The sequence below is a fragment of the Brevibacterium sp. VCM10 genome (assembly GCF_000583215.1).
Classification (GTDB): Bacteria; Actinomycetota; Actinomycetes; order Actinomycetales; family Brevibacteriaceae; genus Brevibacterium; species Brevibacterium linens.
Map to the genome: position 1 here is coordinate 1 of NZ_JAJB01000043.1, position 22,080 is coordinate 22,080.

Consider the following 22,080-nt stretch of genomic DNA (forward strand, 5'->3'; position numbering starts at 1 on the left):
TCAGGTAGCAATAAGGGGAGAGGTCAGTCGTCGGTCAGGGTGAGGCTGAATCCGCCGGCGATGAGGGAGCCGATGTTGTAGATGAACGCCGCCAGAGTCGACAGCGCCGTCATCAGCACGATGTTGATGACCGCGATGATGAAGCCGGCTGCGACGACTCGGCCGAAGCCGAAGATCCCGATGATCCGCTCAGCCGACTCCGCGCCGGCGAGCTCGCTCATCGTCGATTCGAGGCCGCTCATCACACCGGTCGCCTGCAGCACGACCCAGAGGACGATGAAGGCGACGATTGTGGCGATGCCGATCGCCACGGACATGAGGAACGACATCTTCATGACCGACCAGGGGTCGACCGCGGAGACGGTGAGGCGAACCGTGCGGGGGCCCTTCTTCTTGCTGCCCTTCCCGCTGTCGACCATGTTCTTCACGCCCATCTTCACGCTGCCGGAGCTGGCGCGGACGGTGTTCGCGGCATTTCCCATCACCGAGGTGGCGCTGCGGTTGCCGCCGCCCGATCCCTGGGAACCCGATCCCTGGGAACCGGCAGTCGTTGCGCCGGATCCCTGCGACCCGGTCTGAGCACCCGAACCCTGAGAGCCGGTGTGTGCCGACGGCGTCGACCCGGCCGAGGGAGCGCGGTTGGGCTTCGGCGAAGCCTTCGGTGCGGGAGGTGCGACGACGGTGGCGTTCTGGCTGTCGGGCCCCGAGGAACCGCGACCGGAATCGGATCCCTGTTTCGAGCCGGTTCCCGACCCGGCGTTCGAACTCGCTCCGGCCGACTTCTCGTCCGACTTCGACGAGCCGGCCGTCAGACGGGTCGAGCCGCTCGACGTGCGTATGATCTTGCCTGAGCCTGGCTGTTTGCTATCGCTCACTCTTCCACATCCTCGTTGCCGGTCTGAGGCTCTGTGACCTCACCTTCCGGGACTTCGGCATCGTCTTCGCTTTCGATCTCGTCGTCGACCTCGGCTTCGGGCCCACGGGTCACTGCGATAATACGATCTTTCTTGCCCGGTTTCGCGAACACCACACCCATGGTATTGCGTCCCTTCGCCGGAACCTCATCGATGCTCGACCGAACGATCTTACCGCGCTCCATGACCACGAGGACCTCCTCACCGTCTTCGACGATGAGTCCGCCTACCAAGTCTCCGCGCTGTTCGGTGATCTTCGCAACCCGGATCCCCAGGCCGCCACGGCCCTGCAGGCGGTACTCGTCGACCGGTGTGCGTTTGGCGAACCCGGCTTCCGTGACGACGAAGACATAGGTGTCGGGCCTGACGACGTCCATCGTCAGCAGCTCGTCGTCCTCCTTGAACTTCATGCCCGTGACGCCTCCGGTGACCCGGCCCAGGGGACGGATCGACTCGTCATCGGCGGCGAAGCGGATCGACATGCCCTTGCGCGAGATCAGCAGCAGATGGTCATCGAAGCCGACGATGCGGGCCGAGACCAGTTCATCGGGCTGCCCCTTGTATTCGCGCAGGTTGATGGCGATGACACCGCCGGTGCGGTTCGAGTCGTACTCGCTCAGGCGGGTCTTCTTCACCACGCCGGAACGGGTGGCGAGGATGAGGAAGTCGGCTTCCTCGTAGTCCCGGATCGACAGCACCTGGGCGATCGACTCGCCCGGCTGGAGGGCGAGCAGGTTCGCCACGTGCTGGCCCTTGGCGTCCCGTGAGCCCTCAGGCAGCTCATAGGCCTTGGCGCGGTAGACGCGGCCGGTGTTCGTGAAGAACAGCAGCCAGTTGTGGGTGGAGGTGACGAAGAACTGTTCGACGACGTCATCACCGCGCAGTGCGGCACCCTTGATGCCCTTGCCGCCGCGGTGCTGGGCACGGTACAGGTGCGTCTGGGTCCGCTTCGCATAGCCGCCGCGCGTGATCGTGACGACGACCTCCTCTTCGGGGATGAGGTCCTCCATGGACACGTCACCGTCGAATCCGGCGAGGATCTTCGTGCGGCGATCGTCTCCGTAGCGTTCGACGATCTCGTCGAGTTCTTCGGACACGATCTCGCGCTGACGAGACGGTGTTGCCAGGATGTGGTTGTACTCGGCGATCAGCTGCTCGATCTTCTCGGCCTCTTCCTGGATCTTCAGACGCTCCAGGGCGGCCAGTCGGCGCAGCTGCAGGTCGAGGATCGCATTGGCCTGAATTTCGTCGACCTCGAGCAGCTCCATCAGACCGGCCCGCGCCTCGTCCGAGGACGGGGAGCGGCGGATCAGAGCGATGACCTCGTCGAGGGCGTCGAGGGCCTTGAGGTAGCCGCGCAGAATATGGGCGCGCTCCTCGGCCTTGCGCAGACGGAACTGCGTGCGACGGACGATGACTTCGATCTGGTGCTTGACCCACAGACGCAGGAACGAGTCGATGCTCAGCGTGCGCGGCACACTGTCGACGAGGGCCAGCATGTTCGCGGAGAAGTTCTCCTGCAGCGAGGTGTGCTTGTACAGGTTGTTGAGCACGACTTTGGCCACGGCATCGCGCTTGAGCACGATGACCAGGCGCTGACCGGTGCGGCCCGAGGACTCGTCACGCAGATCGGCGATGCCGGCGACCTTGCCGTCCTTGACGTAGGAGGCGATCTTCGCGGCCAGGGTGTCCGGGTTGACCATGTACGGCAGCTGGGTGACGACGAGGCAGGTGCGGCCCTGGATCTCTTCGACTTCGACGACGGCTCGCTGGGTGATCGAGCCGCGACCGGTGCGGTAGGTGTCCTCGATGCCCTTGCGGCCGAGGACCGTCGCGCCCATCGGGAAGTCGGGCCCCTTGATGATGCCGAGGAGGGCTTCGAGAGCCTCTTCCTTGCTCGCCTCCGGGTGGGACAGCAGCCACTGTGCGCCGGCAGCGACCTCACGCAGGTTGTGCGGAGGAATGTTCGTGGCCATTCCCACAGCGATGCCGGCCGAGCCGTTGACCAGCAGGTTCGGGAACCTGGAGGGCAGAACCATCGGCTCCTGGTTGCGGCCGTCGTAGTTGTCCTGGAAGTCGACGGTGCCTTCTTCGATGTCCCGGACCATCTCCATAGCCAGGGGCGCCATCTTGCACTCGGTATAACGCGGGGCGGCCGCTCCGTCGTCGCCCGGGGAACCGAAGTTGCCCTGACCGGCCACGAGCGGGTAGCGCATCGTCCACGGCTGCACGAGGCGGACCATGGCGTCGTAGATCGCCGTGTCGCCGTGCGGGTGGTACTGGCCCATCACGTCGCCGACGACGCGCGAGCACTTGGAGAAGTTGCGGTCAGGGCGGTAGCCGCCGTCGAACATCGCGTAGAGCACGCGGCGATGGACGGGCTTGAGTCCGTCGCGGATGTCGGGCAGGGCGCGGCCGACGATCACGCTCATCGCGTAATCGAGGTACGACCTCTGCATCTCGAGGTTGAGATCAACCTGTTCGATCCGGTTGATTTCTGTTCCGATATCGTTCTCGTCGGCCAATGTGGGCTCTTCCCTTGTGTTCGTACCGTATCCGGCTGGATCTCAGCCGTGTGCGGCGGCGATTGGTGCGTGCAAAGAATGGGTGCGGTGCATCCGGTCTCCCACCCTCACCGAGGCGGCTGCCCGGTGAGGACGGATGATCAGATATCGAGGAAGCGGACGTCCTTCGCGTTCTCCTGGATGAAGCGGCGACGCGAATCCACATCGTCGCCCATGAGGACGGTGAAGATCTCGTCGGCGACGATCGCATCGTCCAGCGACACCTGCTTGAGCAACCGGTGGTCGGGATCCATCGTCGTCTCCCACAGCTCCTCGTAGTTCATCTCGCCCAGACCCTTGTAGCGCTGGATCGCGAGGTCCTTGGGCAGTCGCTTGCCTGCGGCCCGCCCGGTCTCGAGCAGTCCGTCGCGCTCCTTGTCCGTGTACGCGAACTGGTGCGGAGCGTTCGACCACTTGATGCGGTAGAGCGGCGGGGTGGCGAGGTAGACGTAGCCATGTTCGATGAGCGGCTTCATGTACCGGAAGATCAGCGTCAGCAGCAGGGTTGTGATGTGCTGACCGTCGACATCGGCGTCGGCCATGAGGACGATCTTGTGGTAGCGCAGCTTCTCGAGGTCGAACTCCTCACCGATGCCGGTGCCGAAGGCCGTGATCATCGCCTGGACTTCGTTGTTGCCCAGTGCCCGGTCGAGGCGAGCCTTTTCGACGTTGAGGATCTTTCCGCGCAGCGGCAGGATCGCCTGCGTGTTCGGATTGCGGCCCTGCGTCGCCGAGCCGCCGGCCGAGTCACCCTCGACGATGAAGACTTCCGATACGAAAGGGTCCTTCGACTGGCAGTCCTTGAGCTTGCCGGGCATGCCCGAGGACTCGAGCAGACCCTTGCGGCGGGTGGCCTCACGCGCCTTGCGGGCGGCCAACCGGGCCTGAGAGGCCTGCAGCGCCTTGCGCACGACGTCCTTGGCCTGGGCCGGGTTCGACTCGAACCAGTGACCGAGTTCGTCGCGGACCACGCGCTGGACGAAGCCCTTGACCTCGGAGTTGCCGAGCTTCGTCTTCGTCTGACCCTCGAACTGCGGATCGCCGAGCTTGACGGAGATAACGGCGGTGAGACCCTCGCGGATGTCATCGCCGGTGAGGTTGGGATCCTTGTCGCGCAGCAGCTTCTGTTCCTTCGCATACGCGTTGACCAGCGAGGTCAGTGCGGTGCGGAAGCCCTCTTCGTGAGTGCCGCCCTCGTGGGTGTTGATGACGTTGGCGTAGGTGTGGACAGATTCGTTGTACGACGTCGTCCACTGCATCGCGATCTCGAGGGCAAGAGTCTGTTCGCCCTCTTCGGCTTCGAAGACGATGACATCGGGGTGGACGAGATCGGCCTTCTTCGTCGAGTTGAGGTACTCGACATAGTCGAGCAGACCGTTCGCGTATTCGTAGGTGACGGTGCGCGGCTTCCACTCGGTCGCCTCGTCCTCGTCGATCTGGACATCGTCGTCATCGACCTCGTTGTGGCGCTCATCGGTGAGACTGATCTTCAGACCCTTGTTGAGGAAGGCCATCTGCTGGAAGCGCGCACGAAGGTACTCGTAGGAGAAGTCCGTGGTCTCGAAGATCGACCCGTCGGGCCAGAAGGTCACGGTCGTGCCCGTCTCGTCGGTGGCTTCGCCGCGCTGCAGCTCGCCGGTGGGCACGCCCTGGACGAAGTCCATCGTCCACGTGTACCCGTCACGTCTGACCTCGACAGCGAGTCGTTCGGACAGTGCGTTGACGACGGTCGAACCCACACCGTGGAGACCGCCGGCCACGGCGTATCCGCCGCCGCCGAACTTGCCGCCGGCGTGGAGGATCGTGAGGATCACCTCGACGGTCGGCTTGCCCTCGGTGGGGTGCATGGCCACGGGCATGCCACGGCCGTCATCGGCGACGCGGACGCCGCCGTCGGCGAGGATGGTGACCTCGATATGATCGCAATAGCCGGCCATCGCCTCATCGACGGAGTTGTCGACGATCTCCTGAACGAGGTGGTGGAGACCGCGTTCCGAGGTCGAACCGATGTACATGCCGGGTCGTTTCCGGACTGCCTCGAGACCCTCGAGTACAGTGATGTCGCCGGCATCATAATGAGGCTGATCCTCGGTCGTCATATGACTCCTTGTTCGGATGGTCGCTATCAGCTCCCCATTCTACCGCGCCGCTCGCTGAAATGCCCGTAAGCGGCCTGTGAAGGCGTATTTCCCGAATTTTCGAGCCGCAGATGTACCCCCGGACAGGTCGGGGAGCGCCTATGGCCGTTTGAGGCCTTCTGTGTTCTTCTCAGAAATGCAGGGGGTTCACCTCAGAAATGCAGGGCCGATTCCCGGAATCTCGCCGAGGCGGCTGTCCGCTTCATCCGAATGTGTCCCTGGGTCCGCGGCCGGCCACCGATCGTCGGCCGCGTTTGAAGCTGCGCCCCTGGGGCCCCTTGATCTCGATCTCGGTGATCGTCGCCGAGCCCAGTCCCTCTTCGAGTCTGCGCAGGATCGTGGGTCTGAGCACCCGCAACTGGGTCGCCCAGGTCGTCGAGTCCGCGGCGATGACGAGCAGCGGAGGAGAGAAGTCGATGGGAGTCGCGTGCTGGGCCACTTGGGGTCCGACGAGGTCGGGCCACCGGCCGAGCACCTTGCCGATGTCGAGAGACGACGACCAGCCGCGGGCGGTGATGAGCGAGCCGAGCACGGATGACACCGTCTTCGGGTCACGGCCGTCTCTGCCCGATCCGGAGTAGACGACTTCGCCGCGCAGTCGGGAGCGGCGACGGCTGCGGACGAACTTCGCTTCGGTGACTTCCATCCGCCGTACCCGGTCGAGGGCTTCGAGTGCGGCGACGGGAGTGGAGTAGTCCCGGTCGATGCCGCTCATGATGCGCTGCTCTGCAGGAGTCGGGGCTGGTCGATCCGGATTCCCTCGAGTCCATCGGGCAGATCGGAGTCGACGGCTGCGGTGATGAAGACCTGTTCGGCCGACGTCACTCTCGAGGCCAGACGCCGGCGGCGACCGGTGTCGAGTTCGGCGAAGACGTCGTCGAGGACGAGGATCGGCTGTTCGGAGGCGCTGCCGGCATCGGCGGAGAGCAGATCCCATCCGGCCAGCTGCATGGCCAGCGCCAGAGACCAGGTCTCACCATGAGAGGCGTACCCCTTCGCCGGATGGTCTCCGATCATCAGCGACAGATCGTCGCGACCGGGTCCGTGCAGGGTCAGTCCGCGCTCGATCTCCGTCGTCCGGCGGCGGTCGAGGGCCGCAAGAAGCAGTTCCCTGCAGTCGGCGGCGGATTCGGCCTGCGAGTAGTCGATGCGCGAGTCATAGGCGATATGGGCACCTTGCCGCTCGAGTCGGGCGTCGGCGGCGATATAGGCGAAGTTCGTCTGCAGCGGCTCGACGATGTCGGCGAGGATCCGCTGCCTGCCGAAGACGAGCTCGGCCGCGGAGTCCGCATAGGCCATGTTCCAGATGTCGAGAGTCGCCTCAAGGCCGGGATCGCGATCCTCACGGAGTCGTTTGAGCAGAGCATTGCGCTGTTTGAGTGCCCGTTCGAAGTCCGTGATGATCGAGGCGAAGCGCGGATTGCGCGCGACGACGAGGGTGTCGATCCACGACCGGCGTTCGGCCGGTTCCCCGCGCACCAGGCTGAGGTCCTCGGGAGCGAAGACGACGCAGGAGACGAGGCCGAGGATGTCTTTGAGCTTGACCGCATTGCGGTTGACCCTGGCCCGGTTGGCGCCTTTGGCCTGGATGGTCACCTCGACGGTGGCGTGCCGCTGATCCCGGTTGACCAGTGCGGACACGGTCGCAGCCGGTCTGTCCTCGTGGACGAGCGGAGCGTCGAAGGCGACCCGGTGCGAGCGCTGATGAGCCAGGTACCCGATCGCCTCGACGATATTGGTCTTCCCGGTCCCGTTGTCGGCCACGAATGTGGTGACTCCGGGTGAGAACTCGAGGTCGAGCTCGGGATACGACCGATAGTCACGCAGGGAGAGTCGGGATATCCACATTCAGATGCGCGTGGGCATGAGCAGATAGCGATAGGACTCGTCGGCGGGGCCGTCGAGTTCCTTCTGCCCGGAGATGATGACCGGTTTCATCGGCTGGGTGAATGAGAAGTTCACATACGGGCTCTCGACGGCGGCGAGGCCCTCGGCGATGTAGTGCGGGTTGAATCCGACGGTGATCTCGTCGCCCTGCAGGGTGGCTTCGAGGGCTTCGGAGGCCTGAGCGTCGTCGCCGGTGCCGGCGTGCAGGGTGAGCATGCCGTCGGTGACCTCGAAGCGCAGCGGGGTGTTGCGTTCGGCCACGAGCGAGACGCGGCGGACTGCTTCACGCAGCACGGCTGTCTCGACGATGGCGTGGATCGGAACCGAATCCGGGAACAGCGACCGGACCTTCGGGTATTCGCCCTCGATGAGCAGCGACGTGGTGACTCGACCGGCCGAGGTGAAGGAGATGAGGTCCTTGCCGGCATCGGTGCTCAGACCGATCGTGACATCGCCGCCGAGGGACTTCGAGACATCGGAGAGTGTGCGCCCACGCAGCAGTGCCACGGCCGAGACATCGGGTCGTCCCGGGTTCCAGGTGAATTCGCGAACGGCCAGACGGTAGCGGTCGGTGGCGAGCATCGTGACCTTCTCACCCTCGATCTCGACGCGCACGCTGGTGAGGATCGGCAGGGTGTCGTCCTTCGAGGTCGCGATGGTGACCTGTGAGACGGCGTTCTGGAACTCTCCGGCCGAAACGGTGCCGGAGTCGTCGGGGATCTGCGGCAGTGCCGGGTACTCAGCCACGGGCATCGTCATCAGCGAGAAGCGGGAGGAGCCGCAGGTGACGTCGACCTTCGCATCGATCTGCTCGAGCGTGACCTCCTGGTTGGGCAGCGCCTTGGAGATATCGGCGAGTAGACGACCGGAGACGAGAACAGTTCCTGCAGAGGCGACATCGGCGACGATCTCCACGCGGGAGGAGACTTCGTAGTCGAAGACGGCCAGGCGCACTGTGCCGCCTGTTTCGGCAGTGATGAGGATGCCGGTGAGCACCGGAGCGGAAGGACGGTTGGGCAGAGTCTTGGTCGCCCAGGCAACAGCGTCAGCGAGAACGTCGCGATTGACTTTGAACTTCAAGGGGGATGCTTCCGCGTTCACTTTACTCCTTCGGGGTGGCCACCCGACCTGCACTGGGCATCTGGCACAAGATTCCGGGTTGCGAGTCACAGGCTCGATACTGCTCGGAAAACTTTACACAGCCTATCCGATTTGTGCCCACCTCAGGAGTGCCGGCCGAAAAGGGCTGCCAGGGGGTGCCAGCCGGATGAATCTCGCATTCGAGAATCGCTCGAGATCCTGTGTTCGAATATTCGGCGACTCTGCAACCGACGTGAGCTCGAGGTCCCGAGCTCGAAGCTCATCCACCGCAGCAGTCGGTGGCGGTCGCCCTCTTGAGAGTTGAATTCACTTGGTAGAAGTATCAGCACCTGTGGAGACTGTGGACAAGTGCCGCTTACCCCAGAGTAATCGAGGGTTCTGACCGACTATGGACTTGTGGATGCCATGTGCACCGCGACCGAGGCGTCGGTGGGCGCTTGGGTAAACACAAGCATGTAGTTCACATCTTTCCACCCGTGCAGCAGTTCTGTCCACCGGTCTGTCCCCAGCTGTGAGCAATTGTCCCCAGGGTTATCCACAGATGTGTATGACGTCTTCTATAGGCGGTGCTGTTGTTTAATGCGGTTTGTGAGTTCGGTGACCTGCGTGTAGACGGCCCGTCGTTCGGCCATCTGAGTTCGAATCTTCTTGTTCGCGTGCATCACGGTTGTGTGATCGCGTCCACCGAAGGCCTGTCCGATCTTCGGCAGGGACAGGTCGGTGAGCTCACGGCACAGATACATGGCGATCTGTCTGGCCGTGGTCAGCGTCCGGGACCGGGAGGTTCCGCACAGGTCGTCGAGGGTGAGGCTGAAGTAGGCAGCGGTCTGGCCCATGATGTCCGCGGCCGAGACAGCGGGGGTGTCATCCGGGGTGATGAAGTCCTTGAGGACGGTCTCGGCCAAGGACACGTCGATCTGCTGATCGTTGAGGTTGGCGAAGGCCGTCACCCGGATGAGGGCGCCTTCGAGTTCGCGGATGTTCGAGGACACCCGGGAGGCGATGTATTCGAGGACGTCATCGGGGACGTCGAGGTGTTCGGCCGCGGCCTTGCGGCGCAGAATGGCGAACCGTGTCTCCATATCCGGCGGCTGCACGTCCGTGAGCAGACCCCATTCGAATCGGGAACGCAGCCGCTCCTCGAAGCCCTTGAGCATCTTCGGCGGCTGATCGGAGGTGATGACGACCTGTTTGGCCTCATTGTGCAGAGCATTGAAAGTATGGAAGAACTCTTCGACGGTCGCATCCTTGCCCTGCAGGAACTGGATGTCGTCGATCATGAGGATGTCGACCTCACGGTAACGGCGTTGGAAGGCAGGCCGCAGGGCGTTCGACGTCTTCGACGAGCCGATCGTGTTGATGAAGTCGTTGACGAACTCTTCGCTGGAGACGTATTTCACCCGAATCTCGGGGAACAGCTGAGTCGCGTAGTAGCCGATCGCATGGAGCAGGTGAGTCTTGCCCAGTCCCGAGTCCCCATAGATGAACAGGGGGTTGTAGGCCTTGGCCGGAGCCTCGGCCACGGCGAATGCGGCGGCGTGGGCGAACCTGTTGGACGCGCCGATGACGAAGGTGTCGAAGGTGTACTTCGGGTTGAGCTGGGCGACGCCGGGAGCATCGACGGGCGGACCCATCGGGGCGGCGGTCGCCTCGGCGATCTTCATCTCACGGTCGGTCATGCCCGACTCGGCCGGGTCCTGAGGCTGCTGGGCGGGCATCTGCGTCGCCGGAGGTGCCGACGTCTCCGCCTGCGGCATCTGAGTACTCGGGGTCTGCGCGGCGGGTTGGCCCTGACCTGGTTGGCCCTGGTTCGGCTGGGGGATTTGAGGAGTCGACTGATCGTCGGGGGTCGGTCGCACCGGTTCGGCCGCCTCGGCGGGAGCGGGTTCCGGTGTGCCCGTCGTCGAGGTGGAGGTGACCGGATCGACGGGAACCTGGGTTCCCGGGGTCGGCTCTCCGATGAGGTCTTCGAAGCGGATCGGCACGTCGAGTTCCGGATCGACGACGAAGCCGAAGGTCACGTCGAACCCGAGAACCTTGGAGAACTCCCTGGTCAGGGGGCCGAGCAGCCGGGTTTCAATGGTGCGGCGGGTGTGCTCTTCGCGCACGGCGAGAAGGATGAGGGCATTGTCGACGAGGGCCTTCGGCACGGCGAGGGAGAGGAATCCCTTCTGGTGCGACGAGAGGTCCGGGTCCTGTTCCAGGTTTGAGACCACCGTGCGCCAACGGCTGATGAGCTCATTTTTGGAATTCGACACCGTCACATTTCCTCAGCTTTCAAAAAGTTCGTTCTGGCGTGATCCACACCTGTGCATGACTTCCACATAGTTTTCCACAGAATGTGGACTCTTGCCGACTCAGCCCAGTGAATCTCCACACTCGTGGATAAGCTTGTGGAAAACTACATGGGTGTGACTTGTGGACGAGCCTCGGTGACGGGAACGCGAACGTCGGTGAATTTCGGGCGAGCGTGACGTGAAACATGCGGATCCCGTTTGACCGCTCGGATTGCGCCTCGCTAAGATGGAGTGTCCTGTGTACCGGGCTTCATCCGATTATCCTGATTATCTTTTGGCTCTTATGCACAGGAGTGCTCGGCGGTCGAGACTCGCACCGCCGTTTTTTGTGAGAACGCACCGGCGTTCACCCGCAACCTAGAAATCGGAGACTGAAGTGAGCAAGCGTACATTCCAGCCCAATAACCGTAAGCGCGCCAAGAAGCACGGCTTCCGTCTGCGTATGCGCACCCGCGCGGGCCGCTCGATCCTGGCTGCACGTCGTCGCAAGGGACGTTCCGACATTTCGGCCTGAGCATGCTTGACGCGGCACATCGGATCCGCAGCGGCGAAGACTTCAGACGAATCTTCAGAGCCGGGGTCCGGGTGCGCACAGAGCATCTCATGGCGCACAGCCTGAGAGACACCGATGATACCCACGCTGCGCGCGTGGGTTTCATCGTATCCAAGGCCGTCGGAAACGCCGTGGTGCGCAACCGCACCAAGCGTCGCCTGCGCGAGATCATGCGTGCGCGTCTCGGTGAGCTGAGAGCAGGAGATCTGTTCGTCATCCGGGCGCTGCCGCATGCGGGACAGGCCGACTTCGTCGTTCTGTCCGCCGAAGTCGACGAGCTGCTGATCAAGGCAGAGAAGAAGCTGGAACGTCGTGGACGCCGAACATGATCTGAAACATGTCTCCGAGGTGCCCCGTCGGCCGGCCGGCTTCTGGCCCACACTCGGCTGGATCGCCCTGGTCGGTCCGAGGATGCCGTTCGTCTGGTTCATCCGCGCCTATCGGATCGTGATCTCACCTCTCTACGGCCAAGTGTGCCGCTACTATCCCAGCTGCTCCATGTACGGTCTCGAGGCGTTCGAGATACACGGAGTTCTCAAGGGAGTGGTGTTAACTGGGTGGCGCGTACTGCGCTGCAACCCGTGGTCGCACGGCGGCGTCGACCATGTGCCGGGTTCAGCGCGGGAGGCCAGGTCGAAGACCATCCACCGCGGTCAGGCACACAGTTAGAACATATTGAACTCGCAGTCCGCACGCGAGCGCGAACAAGCGGACTGCCTCGGGGCACACGTCGTGTCGCGCAGACCTGTGAACAATGGCAAAATGAACGACGCGCCAGCATCGTTGTAACGAGGAGAACTGAATGGACTGGATGGACAAGCTGCTCTACCCGCTGCAGTGGGTAGTTGCTTGGATCCTCGCGATCTTCCACGAGATCTTCACCGCGATCGGCCTGCCTGCCGACAGCGGGTGGACCTGGGTGCTCTCGATCGCCGGCCTGACCGTGGTCATCCGCGCTCTCCTCATCCCTCTCTTCGTCTACCAGATCAAGTCGCAGCGCAAGATGCAGCTGCTGCAGCCGGAGATCCAGCGTCTGCAGGCGAAGTACAAAGGCAAGAAGGACCAGTACTCTCGCCAGGCCATGGCCGAAGAGCAGATGGCACTGTTCCGCGACAACAAGACCAGCCCCTGGGCATCGTGCCTGCCGCTGCTCGTGCAGATGCCGATCTTCTTCTCGCTCTTCCGCGTCATCCACAACATGCCGAAGGTCGCCGACGGCTCTGTCGGCGCGATCGGCGGCTTCACTCAGCAGCTGGCGATTCAGGCCGAGAGCTCTTCGATCTTCGGCATCAGCCTTTCGGCCGTCTTCACCGACCCAGGCTTTGCAGTCAAGCTGCTGACCGGTGTGCTCATCGTCGTCATGGCCGCCACCATGTTCATCACGCAGAAGCAGATGATGGCGAAGAACATGTCGGAGTCGGCGATGGCCAACCCGATGATGCAGTCGCAGAAGATGCTGCTCTACGTGATGCCTATCGTCTTCGGCATCGGCGGCATCTACTTCCCGCTCGGTGTCCTCATCTACTGGCTGGTCTCGAACACGTGGACGATGGCTCAGCAGCACATGGTCATCCGCAATATGCCCGCTCCCGGCTCGAAAGCCGAGAAGGAGATGCTTGAGCGCAAGGCTCGCAAGGGCAAGACTGTGAAGCAGGATGAGCTCAAGGGATCGACCGTCACCGAGGAGGCCCCGAAGAAGAGCGGCCAGCGGCAGCAGCCCGTGAGCAAGAACCGTAAGAAGAACAAGAAGCGCTGAGGACAGACATGACCGAAGAGAAGATCGACGAGACCTCCGAACAGACACCGGAAGAGACTCCGGAGGAGACCTCGACGAAGCCGAGCCGTGCCGAACTCCTCGAAGAAGAGGGCGAGATCGCCGCGGACTACCTCGAAGAGCTGATGGATCTGGCCGACATCGACGGCGATATCGACATCGATGTCGCTGACGGCCGTGCCCAGCTGTCCATCGTCTGCGAGGACGACGAGGACTCGAACCTGCGTACCCTCGTCGGCCGAGAGGGCCGCACACTCGGCGCGCTGCAGGAACTCAGCCGTTTGGCCGTGCAGACGCAGACCGGTCAGCGGTCGTGGCTGATGCTCGATATCGACGGGTTCCGCAACAGCCGTCGCGAAGAGCTGATCAAGAAGGCCAAGCGTGCCATCGATGACGTCAAGGACGGCGGCGAAGAGTTCGCGTTCAAGCCGATGAACAGCTTCGAGCGCAAGATCATCCATGACCAGGCGGCCCGTGCCGGCTTGGTCTCGGAGTCCGAGGGTGAGGGCGACGGTCGTCATGTCGTCATCCGGCTCGCCGATGACTGATCAGCCGGAGAACGACCCGGAGCTCTCGACCGAGACTGAGCTCTCGACCGAAACGGCGACTGCGGAGATCGAGTCGCCTCCGACCGGCACCGAAGAGTACTTCGGTGCGGCGTATCCTGCCGCGCAGCGGTATGCCGAGCATTTGGCCACGACCGGAATCGAGTGGGGACTCATCGGTCCGCGTGAGGTCGATCGCCTGTGGACCCGGCACATCCTCAACTGCGCCGTGGTTGCGGAGTACATCGGTGAGAACGATGTCGTCGGCGATGTCGGCAGCGGAGCCGGCCTGCCGGGAATTCCGATCGCACTGCTGCGCCCGGAGTCGAAGATCGTCCTCATCGAGCCGATGGAGCGTCGCGTCGAATGGCTGAACATGGTCGTCGATGATCTGGGACTGAAGAATGTGCGCATCGTTCGTGCACGGGTCGAGGAGCTCGTCGACGAGGAGATGTTCACGGTCGTGACCGCACGTGCGGTCAAGGCGATGACGACTCTCATCGAATGGACTCGCGAGGTCATCAGCCCCGGAGGACGGATCCTCGCCCTCAAGGGAGCTTCTGTCGAAGGGGAGCTTGCCAAGGCGAAGAAGCTGATCAGACGGTATCGACTGTCTCAGCCCGAGATCCATATCGTCGATGGCGGCGGCATCCTCGAGGTTCCGAGTCGTGTCGTCGAGATCGTCAAGAAATAGTACGAAGTAGAGTTGGTCTAGGCTGGATGAGAGCCTTGTGAAACCGATGGATGATGGAGTGCGCCCTATGCCGATCATGGATGAGTCGTCTCCCATTGGTGCCGCGATTGCACGGGACAACCGGCGAGCGGATCGACTGTCGCAGACAACCTTTCCACGGCCGGACTCGACCCGCATCTTCACGATCGCGAACCAGAAGGGCGGCGTCGGAAAGACCACGACGGCGGTGAACATCGCGGCGGCCCTGGCCAATCAGGGGCTTAACGTCCTGCTCATCGACATCGATCCCCAGGGCAATGCGAGCACCGCACTGGGCATCGACCACTATTCCGAGGTCACGAGCATCTATGACGTCCTCATCGACGATGTTCCGATGCGTGAGGCTGTGGCACAGTGCCCGGACTTCGACACTCTCAAGTGTGTGCCGGCGACCATCGACCTCGCCGGCGCGGAGATCGAACTCGTGTCCCTCGTCGCGCGTGAACAGCGACTGCAGCGTGCCCTGGGCATCTACCTCAAGGAGGAGGAAGCAGCCGGAGACCGCGTCGACTACATCATCATCGACTGCCCGCCCAGTCTCGGTCTGCTGACAGTGAATGCCTTCGTGGCAGCTCGCGAGGTGCTCATTCCGATCCAGTGCGAATACTATGCGCTCGAGGGACTGAGCCAGCTGCTGAAGAACATCCAGCTCATCCAGAAGCATCTCAATCCTGAGCTCGCGATCTCCACGATTCTGCTGACGATGTATGACGGCCGCACGAACCTCAGCGCTCAGGTCGCCGAGGATGTGCGCACCCACTTCCCGGAGCAGGTGCTCGGCACTGCTATTCCGAGATCGGTGAGGATCTCCGAGGCACCGAGCTATGGACAGACCGTGATCTCATACGACCCACATTCCAGCGGTGCCCTGTCGTACCGGGAAGCCGCTGAAGAAATTGCGAATCGAGGAGTAAGTCGTGGCTGAACGCAAGAAGAGGGGCCTCGGACGCGGGCTCGGAGCATTGATCCCCGACGCGAACTCCAACGATCGTCCGGTCGATGTCTTCTTCTCCGGTGGGAGCACGGAAGACGGCCAGGCCGAGACGAAGACGCCACGCTCTGCGCGGACCGACCCCGCTGCGTCGATGCAGTCATCTCGGCGGCGCAAGCCGAAGTCCGGGCCGGCCAAGACTTCGACCTCCAACACCGCATCGTCCACGGCTTCCCAGTCCACATCGGCCGATACGAAGACGGCTGACACGACGTCGACCGGTTCGACATCAGCGTCGAAATCGTCGTCTGCCAGGACGTCTGCGTCCACCTCTGCAGGGTCGAAGTCCACCGCCTCGAAGACCAGAGGCACGAAGTCGACGACCTCCAAGTCGAGCACGTCGAAGAGATCGACGGCCAAGTCGAGCACGTCGAAGACATCGACGGCCAAGACGGGTGCCGCGACGGCCAGCGGGGGCAGTGGCTCCAGAGCAACTTCTGCTGGCAAAACGACCACACCGAAGACGAAGTCAGGCTCATCCGCTGCCGCGGCACCAGCTGAGAACGCAGAGAAGGCTCCTGCAGCCGCGAAATCGAGTACACGGAAGACTACTTCCACCCCTGCTTCGGTTACCGGCTCGACAAGGGGCGACAGCGATGCCGGAACAACAGTGTCGAGGACTGCTGCACAGTCCGATTCGACTGACGCAGACAACAACGTATCGGCCGACGTCATTCCAGATGAGCGCACCGATGCGCAGGAGATCGAGTCCGCAAATGCAGCCGCGGCCGCTCCGTCGCCCGAGGATGATGTCCGGGAGACTCATCCCGGCGTGTACACGTCTTCTGGTCGCAGCAGCGACGACGCCCGGGTTTATGAGAAGACACCGTCAGCAGACACGGGCGGTGACAACGATGCAGAGACTACTGATGTAGTGAATGGTGACCCAGCCGCTGAGCCAACCGCCGCTCAAGACGAGCGCGAGCCCGTGACTTCGGGGGCAACGGATTCCTCGTCCTCAGCGCCTGCGGAATCGAATGAGCAGTCGAGTTCCTCCGGCACGACTGAAAAGTCCGGTGAGTCCCACACGGCGGAAGTCGCTGATGGCGGCAACTCTGACGATTATGACGGCGTTGAGTCCATTCCGGATACCGAGTTCGGTGAGATCGATGTTGATCTCATCGATGCGAACCCACGGCAGCCGCGTACTGTCTTCGACGAAGATCTGTTGGCCGAACTCGTCCACAGCATTCGTGAGATCGGTGTCCTTCAGCCAGTCGTCGTCAGGCAGAAGCCCAGCGACCGTTCGCGGTTCGAGCTCATTATGGGCGAGCGTCGTCTTCGAGCGACTAAGGATGCCGGCCTGTCGACGATTCCGGCAATCATCCGGTACGTCGAGGATACGGATCTCCTCCGTGACGCACTTCTGGAGAACCTGCACCGTGCGGAGCTCAACCCGCTTGAAGAGGCTGCGGCTTACGGACAGCTGCTCGAGGATTTCGGGTGTACACAGGAGGAACTCTCGGAGCGCATCGGCCGTTCGCGTCCTCAGATCTCCAACACCTTGCGTCTCCTCCGCTTGCCTCCTCTGGTGCAGCGTCGCGTAGCGGCCGGGGTCATTTCCGCCGGCCATGCTCGCGCCATTCTGGGACTACGGGATCCGGAACATATGGAGGTGCTGGCGCAGCGCATCGTTGCCGAGGGCCTGTCAGTCAGGGCTTCGGAGGAGGCAGTCGTACTGCTCAATCGCGGAGATTCGATCAATGTTTCACGTGCAACCACGAAAGTGGCGCCGGAATTCCTTGCTGTCGCTGAACGCCTGGGCGATCGACTCGACACCAAGGTGAACATTTCCGTCGGCAAACGCAAGGGCAAATTGAGCGTGGAGTTCGCGAACCAAGAGGATCTCGATCGCATTCTGAGTCTCCTGGGAATCTCGAATGAGGATGCGATCTGAACATAGCACTACGAGAAGAGATGGCCCCCGCAGGTATGCTCGCGGGGGCCATTCTACTGTCGTCGGGTGTGACGTCACTCGGTGAATTTTCCGTGTGGCGTTGTGGTGTCTGTCGAATCCCCCGGTAGTGGGAGCGTGTGGTAGGCAACTGTACCGGAGAGATGGAATCCGTCCTGGTCTGCTATGCGCCGCCAGCAGTTTCACGTGAAACGCTGAGTCGCTATTCGTATTGGACGGACTTGCCAGGTGGAAGTTGTCAGTGCCCGGGTGATCCAAGAGTGCCGCCGGAGAATCTGCCCGCTCGAGTTGTTCGTGTGCAGCGGGTCTTCGCTGCTGATCTGTCATTTGTCCCTTGCGGCGATTGTCATGTCCGGCAGACTCGAGATTGCGGCGGTAGGGACGTTGATCGTGTGTGTTAGCGATGTCGTCCGTGACGTTTCGAGTATTCTTATGGCTACGTGTGCAGTGCTCCGAGGAGCGGAGGTCGAGACTGTGCGACACAATATAGACACCAGTGGTTCGATCGGTGGCCAGTTCGAGAGTCGGTCGAAGAGCCGATTCGACGGTCTAATGAAAGTGAGTTCTGGCGTTTCACGTGAAACTGAGCGCGGGGGCATTTGGTTCTCTTCCGATAGTCGAGTCGCTTGAGACCGTCACAAGACCGCTAGCACCTTCTGCGATGCCTTCGATATATGCCGCCGTTTCACGTGAAACGGCGGTTTGACCGGTCCGGACAGCGATCACTCCGACTGTGTCCAGCAGCCGGTAGAGATTCCGGCGAGAGATATGAATTCAGCTACGCAACTACTGCTCGATCAGCGATCTTGTAAAGCTTCCCCTGGAGACCCGCACAAATTCCGGTGACGATCCTTCTCATCGTGCTGTTAATGGACTCCGTAGTCACCTTGTTTGCATCGTTTGGTTGGTATCCGAGGCATGGCAAGGGCGGGCCAGACATATTTGCGGTGCATGGCGCGAACGTCGGAAGCAGAGAGACTATGGCATAGACGCGCCAGGTGGCTGAGATCCGCGAACCCACGACTCGCCGTGGGCCGAACTGTTTCACGTGAAACACTTCGGAGTGCAACTGATCGGCATCTGTCTACTGTGAGTTTTGCATGTCTGGATGTCCGTGGCGCTTGAAGTAGGTCACTTCGAGCTCTGTGACCGATTGGAGCCGCTGAGACAGAATGATTGTGCCATCGCTTGGCACTTTCATATTGACCGATTCGGACTCCGGATGACCGGATGCCCCAATCGAGTGTCAACGGTCGTGGGATTTTCGCATTTGGCGTATTCGTCACGGTGATCTCGCCGTACAGATCATCGGATGTGCCCGTTTGTTCCACGTGAAACGGCTTATTCGTGCGAGCCATATGGAGGACTGCAGCCCAGCAGGGAAAAGCAGTTCGGTGAACTACCGACTTGTTGATGAAAGGTCTTGGTTCCTGCGGGTCAATGGTTGAATGTTCAGTTGGTAAGGCTGGATAGTCACTTGGGGTCTTCCGGGATCTTGGCTTTTGCGCGTTGAGATTGTTTCCTCCGGCATTGGGTTCTCTATGTAGTACTGGTACCGAGTTGCTGGTTGATAGTTCCTGCCATTTGTACTGCCCCTCCTGCATTCGGCATTCCGATCCACATTGCCGAATGCGCCAGTTCTAATGGTGCTGCTCAGAAGGATTGCGTATTAGTGGCGGTCGTCGGGAACGTTGATAACTGAGTATTGATTCCTCTGAAGACCTGTCTGATGGGACTCTATACATGGTTCGTATCGGAACAGTTTCACGTGAAACTCCGGCTGGTCAGGCACGGAGGTGTCAGTCCTTCTCGTCGCCGCTCTGACGAGGATGTATCCGGCCGTAGGGTGAAGTTGGTGTACGCGAGTAAAGCCGGGTGTATGTTGAAAGGCACTTGGGCTACCGTAGTTCCCGGATCGCGGCCACTACTGCGTCTCATCATTTCTGGCTTAGCGACCCTGAGTACCGTCTATTATTGCGTTTCATGTGAAACATTCATGGTTGTGCCCCGAGATGTAATCAGACGGTCCTGGACCGACGTGGCGCCCGTAGTGCGTAATCCCGTCTTGGATCTACGGAGTGTGTATGACTTGTTTGCGAACACGTAGTGGGGCCTGATGCCAGTCATCGACTGCAAGAGAATCGTGGACCGCACTTCGTCTTGGGCGATGTATTGTGCGGTTGGTTCCCGGGCAGTGCGACGTCTCGGGTTAGCCCGCGGGCCACATTGGACAGTCAACGCTGCTTGAGCTGTGTTATCCAAGGTTGCAACGCCCATACACTTCACCGATCGCCGCGGCTATTGTTTCATGTGAAACCGAAACGGGCTCTCTGCATTGGTAGGAAAGGTGTACGCTGCCGTCGGCTCGCAACGCTGGGAGGTGCGGCGAGAGAATGAGGCTGGTAGCTACGGCGACTGCTTCGGGTGTACTTCGGCGCTAGCGCTTCCGCGCGTGAGGCGGACGGTACTTGCACATGGCGAAGTGAATTTATCGGTAGGCAATTCACACGCAGATACGATTCCGTCCGATCGGAGAACTGGATTCTGCTGCCAGTTGGAGTCGTTTCACGTGAAACACAATGGAACGGGCGGGATGTTGGATGGGGAGGCAACCTCTCGGTCGGGACTCGGAGACAGTTGTCGGTGGGGACTCAGGGACAGGGCGCCGGCGTTTCACGTGAACCCAATAGCCATCGTTACTGAGCACTAGTCGCTTCGAGGTGGGCTGCGCCGCTGACTCGTCTTTGCGTGTCCTTTTCGTGATTGGTCCACCGATCTCTTTGATGCCAGGATCAATTGCGTTGCGTTCTGTCGCCAGGACCAATTGCATCTGGTCGACCGTCCTGTCGCTGAGTTGCCGGCTTATGTGAGCGAGGATGAAGCTGAACTCTCTGCAGTCGGTCAAGAATGATGGCTGTTCGGGACCGATTGATGATGGCCGTACGGTGTTGTCCAATTGGGCACCGATCACCCCAGGCTGTTCGATTGGGCAGCGATCACCCCGGGTTGTCCGATAGGACACCGATCATCCCAGAAACTCCAATGCGCCGTGCTCCTCTGAAGGAGCACGGCGCAGATGAGTCAGTCGTGGTTGTGCAATTCAGTTGAGTGCTTTGATGGCATCGAGGCTGAGTGTTCCCGTCTGCGGATCCTTGTCCTCGCGGATGTAAAGTCGCTGGAGGGCAGCTGCGATTCCATCCGCAATGGCATCGCGGACATGTGGATCTTGCAGGCTCTCAAGGTCGTCGTGATTAGTGAGGTAACCGCTGACGACATGGACCTTCGGAGTCCTCAGTCGTTTGAGCGATGACCAGGTGCGTGCATGGGTCCGGCAGTCCAGCATTCCTGTTCGCGCGACCACCTCGCCTTGGATGAGCTCGGCGAGCTTCTGTCCGGTCGGTGAGTTCAGATCTGACTGGCGTTCGTGCCCGAAGAAGAAAGTAGCGATCCCGTTGGCGTCCTTGGACTTGCTGACATCCGCGGTCACGGTGATCACCGCGGAAGCGTCGAGCGTATCTGCCCGGTTGACCTCGACCGCATCGCCTTCGAGTAGAAGTGCTCCGGCACCGACCGCCTCAAGTCGACCAACAAGTCGGCTTGCTATATCAAGAGTGATCTGACGTTCGAGAGCAGACTGCTCATCGGTCATCGGCAGGTTCTGGAAATCTACAACTGTAGTGGCGGCTTCGATGACAAAGGTGCGTCCGACGAGCGATGTTCCCGAAGCGGCTACGCGCGCTCGCTCTTGGAGCGCAAAGAGATTGCCGGTGTCCTGATTGCGGTCGATCGCATTCAGTCCGCGCAGAGTCTGCGGACCGGTGACCCCATCGACTTTCGTGCCCAGGCTCATCTGGAGTTCTTTGACGGCCGTTTCGGTGAGAGCTGCGTACTGTGCGTCGATGCGACCCGGATAGAAGCCCAATCCCGCGAGCTTGGTCTGGAGGTTGACGACGTCATCGCCCGTCAGCACCCTGACAGGGTCGAATCGGAGCACACGGTCGCCGAGCTGATATCGAGCCTGTTCGAGCTCTGAAAACGTCTCAGGGCCCAATACACCGTCGCAGAGGATCCCACGATCCTGTTGGAACTGTCTGACCCCGAGCTCAAATGCTCGATCGAAATCCGCGGTTTCGGCATCTCCGACATGGAGGCCGAGCCGGGCCATCTGAGCTTTGATATTCGGCAGCATCTCGGAAATGTCGCCGCGCGTGTAGCGCGGTAAGTTCGTGTTCGTCAATGCGGTGCCAATCTTCGGTGATGCGGTTCGAGGGTCGGTGTCGGGCGGCGCCCGGAAATGCCTAAGGCGCCTGTTGATAGTACAACAGGCGCCTTAGAACTCGATCAGATGAAGTCGGAGAGCTCATCCTCGAGGGCCGGTTTCGGACGTGCGCCGATGATAGTCTTGGCGACCTCGCCGTCCTTGAAGACGTACAGGGCCGGAATCGACGTGATTCCATACGTGCTGGCGGTCTCGAGGTTCTCGTCGGTGTTGACCTTGACGACGTTGAGCTTGTCTGCGTGTTCTTCAGCGATCTGGTCAACGATGGGGCTGACCATACGGCAGGGGCCGCACCAGGGAGCCCAGAAATCGACGAGCACGGGCTTGTCGGACTTCAGTACGTTCTCTTCGAACGTTGCGTCAGTGACTTCTGTCGACATGAGTTACCT

Annotated in this window: 18 protein-coding genes; 8 read left to right on the forward strand and 10 right to left on the reverse strand. The window is 61.5% G+C overall.

The features are described 5' to 3' along the window. Window positions 1-23: 23 nt before the first annotated feature. From AD89_RS20375 to dnaA, 7 genes are all read right to left on the reverse strand, one after another. Entirely contained in the window at window positions 24-875 is an 852-nt protein-coding gene (locus tag AD89_RS20375) for a DUF3566 domain-containing protein (RefSeq protein WP_025779556.1), read from the reverse strand. After that, window positions 872-3,439, reverse strand: a complete 2,568-nt coding sequence (gyrA, locus tag AD89_RS0113000; protein ID WP_025779558.1) for a DNA gyrase subunit A — start codon at window positions 3,437-3,439, stop codon at window positions 872-874. The genes AD89_RS20375 and gyrA overlap by 4 nt, the downstream gene beginning before the upstream one ends. A gap of 140 nt (window positions 3,440-3,579) precedes the next feature. Continuing rightward, window positions 3,580-5,577, reverse strand: a complete 1,998-nt coding sequence (gyrB, locus tag AD89_RS0113005; protein ID WP_025779559.1) for a DNA topoisomerase (ATP-hydrolyzing) subunit B — start codon at window positions 5,575-5,577, stop codon at window positions 3,580-3,582. A gap of 241 nt (window positions 5,578-5,818) precedes the next feature. Then, window positions 5,819-6,331: a DUF721 domain-containing protein gene (locus AD89_RS0113010; protein WP_025779561.1), complete on the reverse strand. Its 513-nt coding sequence runs from the start codon at window positions 6,329-6,331 to the stop codon at window positions 5,819-5,821. After that, window positions 6,328-7,464, reverse strand: coding sequence for a DNA replication/repair protein RecF (gene recF / locus AD89_RS0113015; RefSeq protein ID WP_025779562.1), 1,137 nt, complete (start codon window positions 7,462-7,464; stop codon window positions 6,328-6,330). The genes AD89_RS0113010 and recF overlap by 4 nt, the downstream gene beginning before the upstream one ends. Next, entirely contained in the window at window positions 7,465-8,604 is a 1,140-nt protein-coding gene (gene dnaN / locus AD89_RS0113020) for a DNA polymerase III subunit beta (protein ID WP_025779563.1), read from the reverse strand. Between the two features lie 557 nt (window positions 8,605-9,161). Further along, entirely contained in the window at window positions 9,162-10,862 is a 1,701-nt protein-coding gene (dnaA, locus tag AD89_RS0113025) for a chromosomal replication initiator protein DnaA (RefSeq protein WP_025779565.1), read from the reverse strand. Between the two features lie 415 nt (window positions 10,863-11,277). On the opposite strand from dnaA, the gene rpmH reads away from it, so the two are divergent. The 7 genes from rpmH to AD89_RS0113055 all read left to right on the forward strand — a co-directional run bounded on the left by rpmH (window position 11,278) and on the right by AD89_RS0113055 (window position 15,431). Next, complete coding sequence (rpmH, locus tag AD89_RS19720; RefSeq protein ID WP_039211706.1) at window positions 11,278-11,415, forward strand: 50S ribosomal protein L34; 138 nt, start codon at window positions 11,278-11,280, stop codon at window positions 11,413-11,415. A 2-nt stretch (window positions 11,416-11,417) separates the two neighbouring features. Further along, window positions 11,418-11,783 (forward strand): ribonuclease P protein component, encoded by a 366-nt coding sequence (gene rnpA, locus AD89_RS0113030; RefSeq protein ID WP_025779566.1) that lies wholly within the window; start codon window positions 11,418-11,420, stop codon window positions 11,781-11,783. Further along, window positions 11,767-12,123, forward strand: coding sequence for a membrane protein insertion efficiency factor YidD (yidD, locus tag AD89_RS18665; protein WP_025779568.1), 357 nt, complete (start codon window positions 11,767-11,769; stop codon window positions 12,121-12,123). Before rnpA ends, yidD begins: the two co-directional genes overlap by 17 nt. Before the next feature lie 133 nt (window positions 12,124-12,256). Beyond that, entirely contained in the window at window positions 12,257-13,210 is a 954-nt protein-coding gene (gene yidC / locus AD89_RS0113040) for a membrane protein insertase YidC (RefSeq protein WP_025779570.1), read from the forward strand. Between the two features lie 8 nt (window positions 13,211-13,218). Next, a complete protein-coding gene (locus AD89_RS0113045) occupies window positions 13,219-13,776 on the forward strand; it encodes a Jag family protein (RefSeq protein WP_025779572.1) in 558 nt (185 codons plus the stop codon). Further along, the gene (gene rsmG, locus AD89_RS0113050; protein ID WP_025779573.1) at window positions 13,769-14,467 is read left to right on the forward strand and encodes a 16S rRNA (guanine(527)-N(7))-methyltransferase RsmG; all 699 of its coding nucleotides are present in this window, start codon (window positions 13,769-13,771) and stop codon (window positions 14,465-14,467) included. The genes AD89_RS0113045 and rsmG overlap by 8 nt, the downstream gene beginning before the upstream one ends. A gap of 67 nt (window positions 14,468-14,534) precedes the next feature. Next, window positions 14,535-15,431, forward strand: coding sequence for a ParA family protein (locus tag AD89_RS0113055; RefSeq protein ID WP_025779575.1), 897 nt, complete (start codon window positions 14,535-14,537; stop codon window positions 15,429-15,431). Here AD89_RS0113055 and AD89_RS20380 read toward each other — a convergent pair. Further along, window positions 15,348-16,055 (reverse strand): hypothetical protein, encoded by a 708-nt coding sequence (locus AD89_RS20380; RefSeq protein ID WP_231488674.1) that lies wholly within the window; start codon window positions 16,053-16,055, stop codon window positions 15,348-15,350. The two genes, AD89_RS0113055 and AD89_RS20380, sit on opposite strands and share 84 nt — an antisense overlap. Window positions 16,056-16,269: 214 nt before the next feature. On the opposite strand from AD89_RS20380, the gene AD89_RS20385 reads away from it, so the two are divergent. After that, a complete protein-coding gene (locus AD89_RS20385; RefSeq protein WP_231488676.1) occupies window positions 16,270-17,394 on the forward strand; it encodes a ParB/RepB/Spo0J family partition protein in 1,125 nt (374 codons plus the stop codon). Between the two features lie 3,118 nt (window positions 17,395-20,512). On the opposite strand, the gene AD89_RS0113065 is transcribed toward AD89_RS20385, so the two are convergent. Both AD89_RS0113065 and trxA read right to left on the reverse strand, forming a co-directional pair. Next, the gene (locus AD89_RS0113065) at window positions 20,513-21,601 is read right to left on the reverse strand and encodes an N-acetylmuramoyl-L-alanine amidase (RefSeq protein ID WP_025779579.1); all 1,089 of its coding nucleotides are present in this window, start codon (window positions 21,599-21,601) and stop codon (window positions 20,513-20,515) included. 152 nt (window positions 21,602-21,753) lie between these two features. After that, on the reverse strand, window positions 21,754-22,071 hold the full coding sequence (trxA, locus tag AD89_RS0113070; protein WP_025779581.1) for a thioredoxin: 318 nt from the start codon (window positions 22,069-22,071) through the stop codon (window positions 21,754-21,756). Window positions 22,072-22,080: the final 9 nt, after the last annotated feature.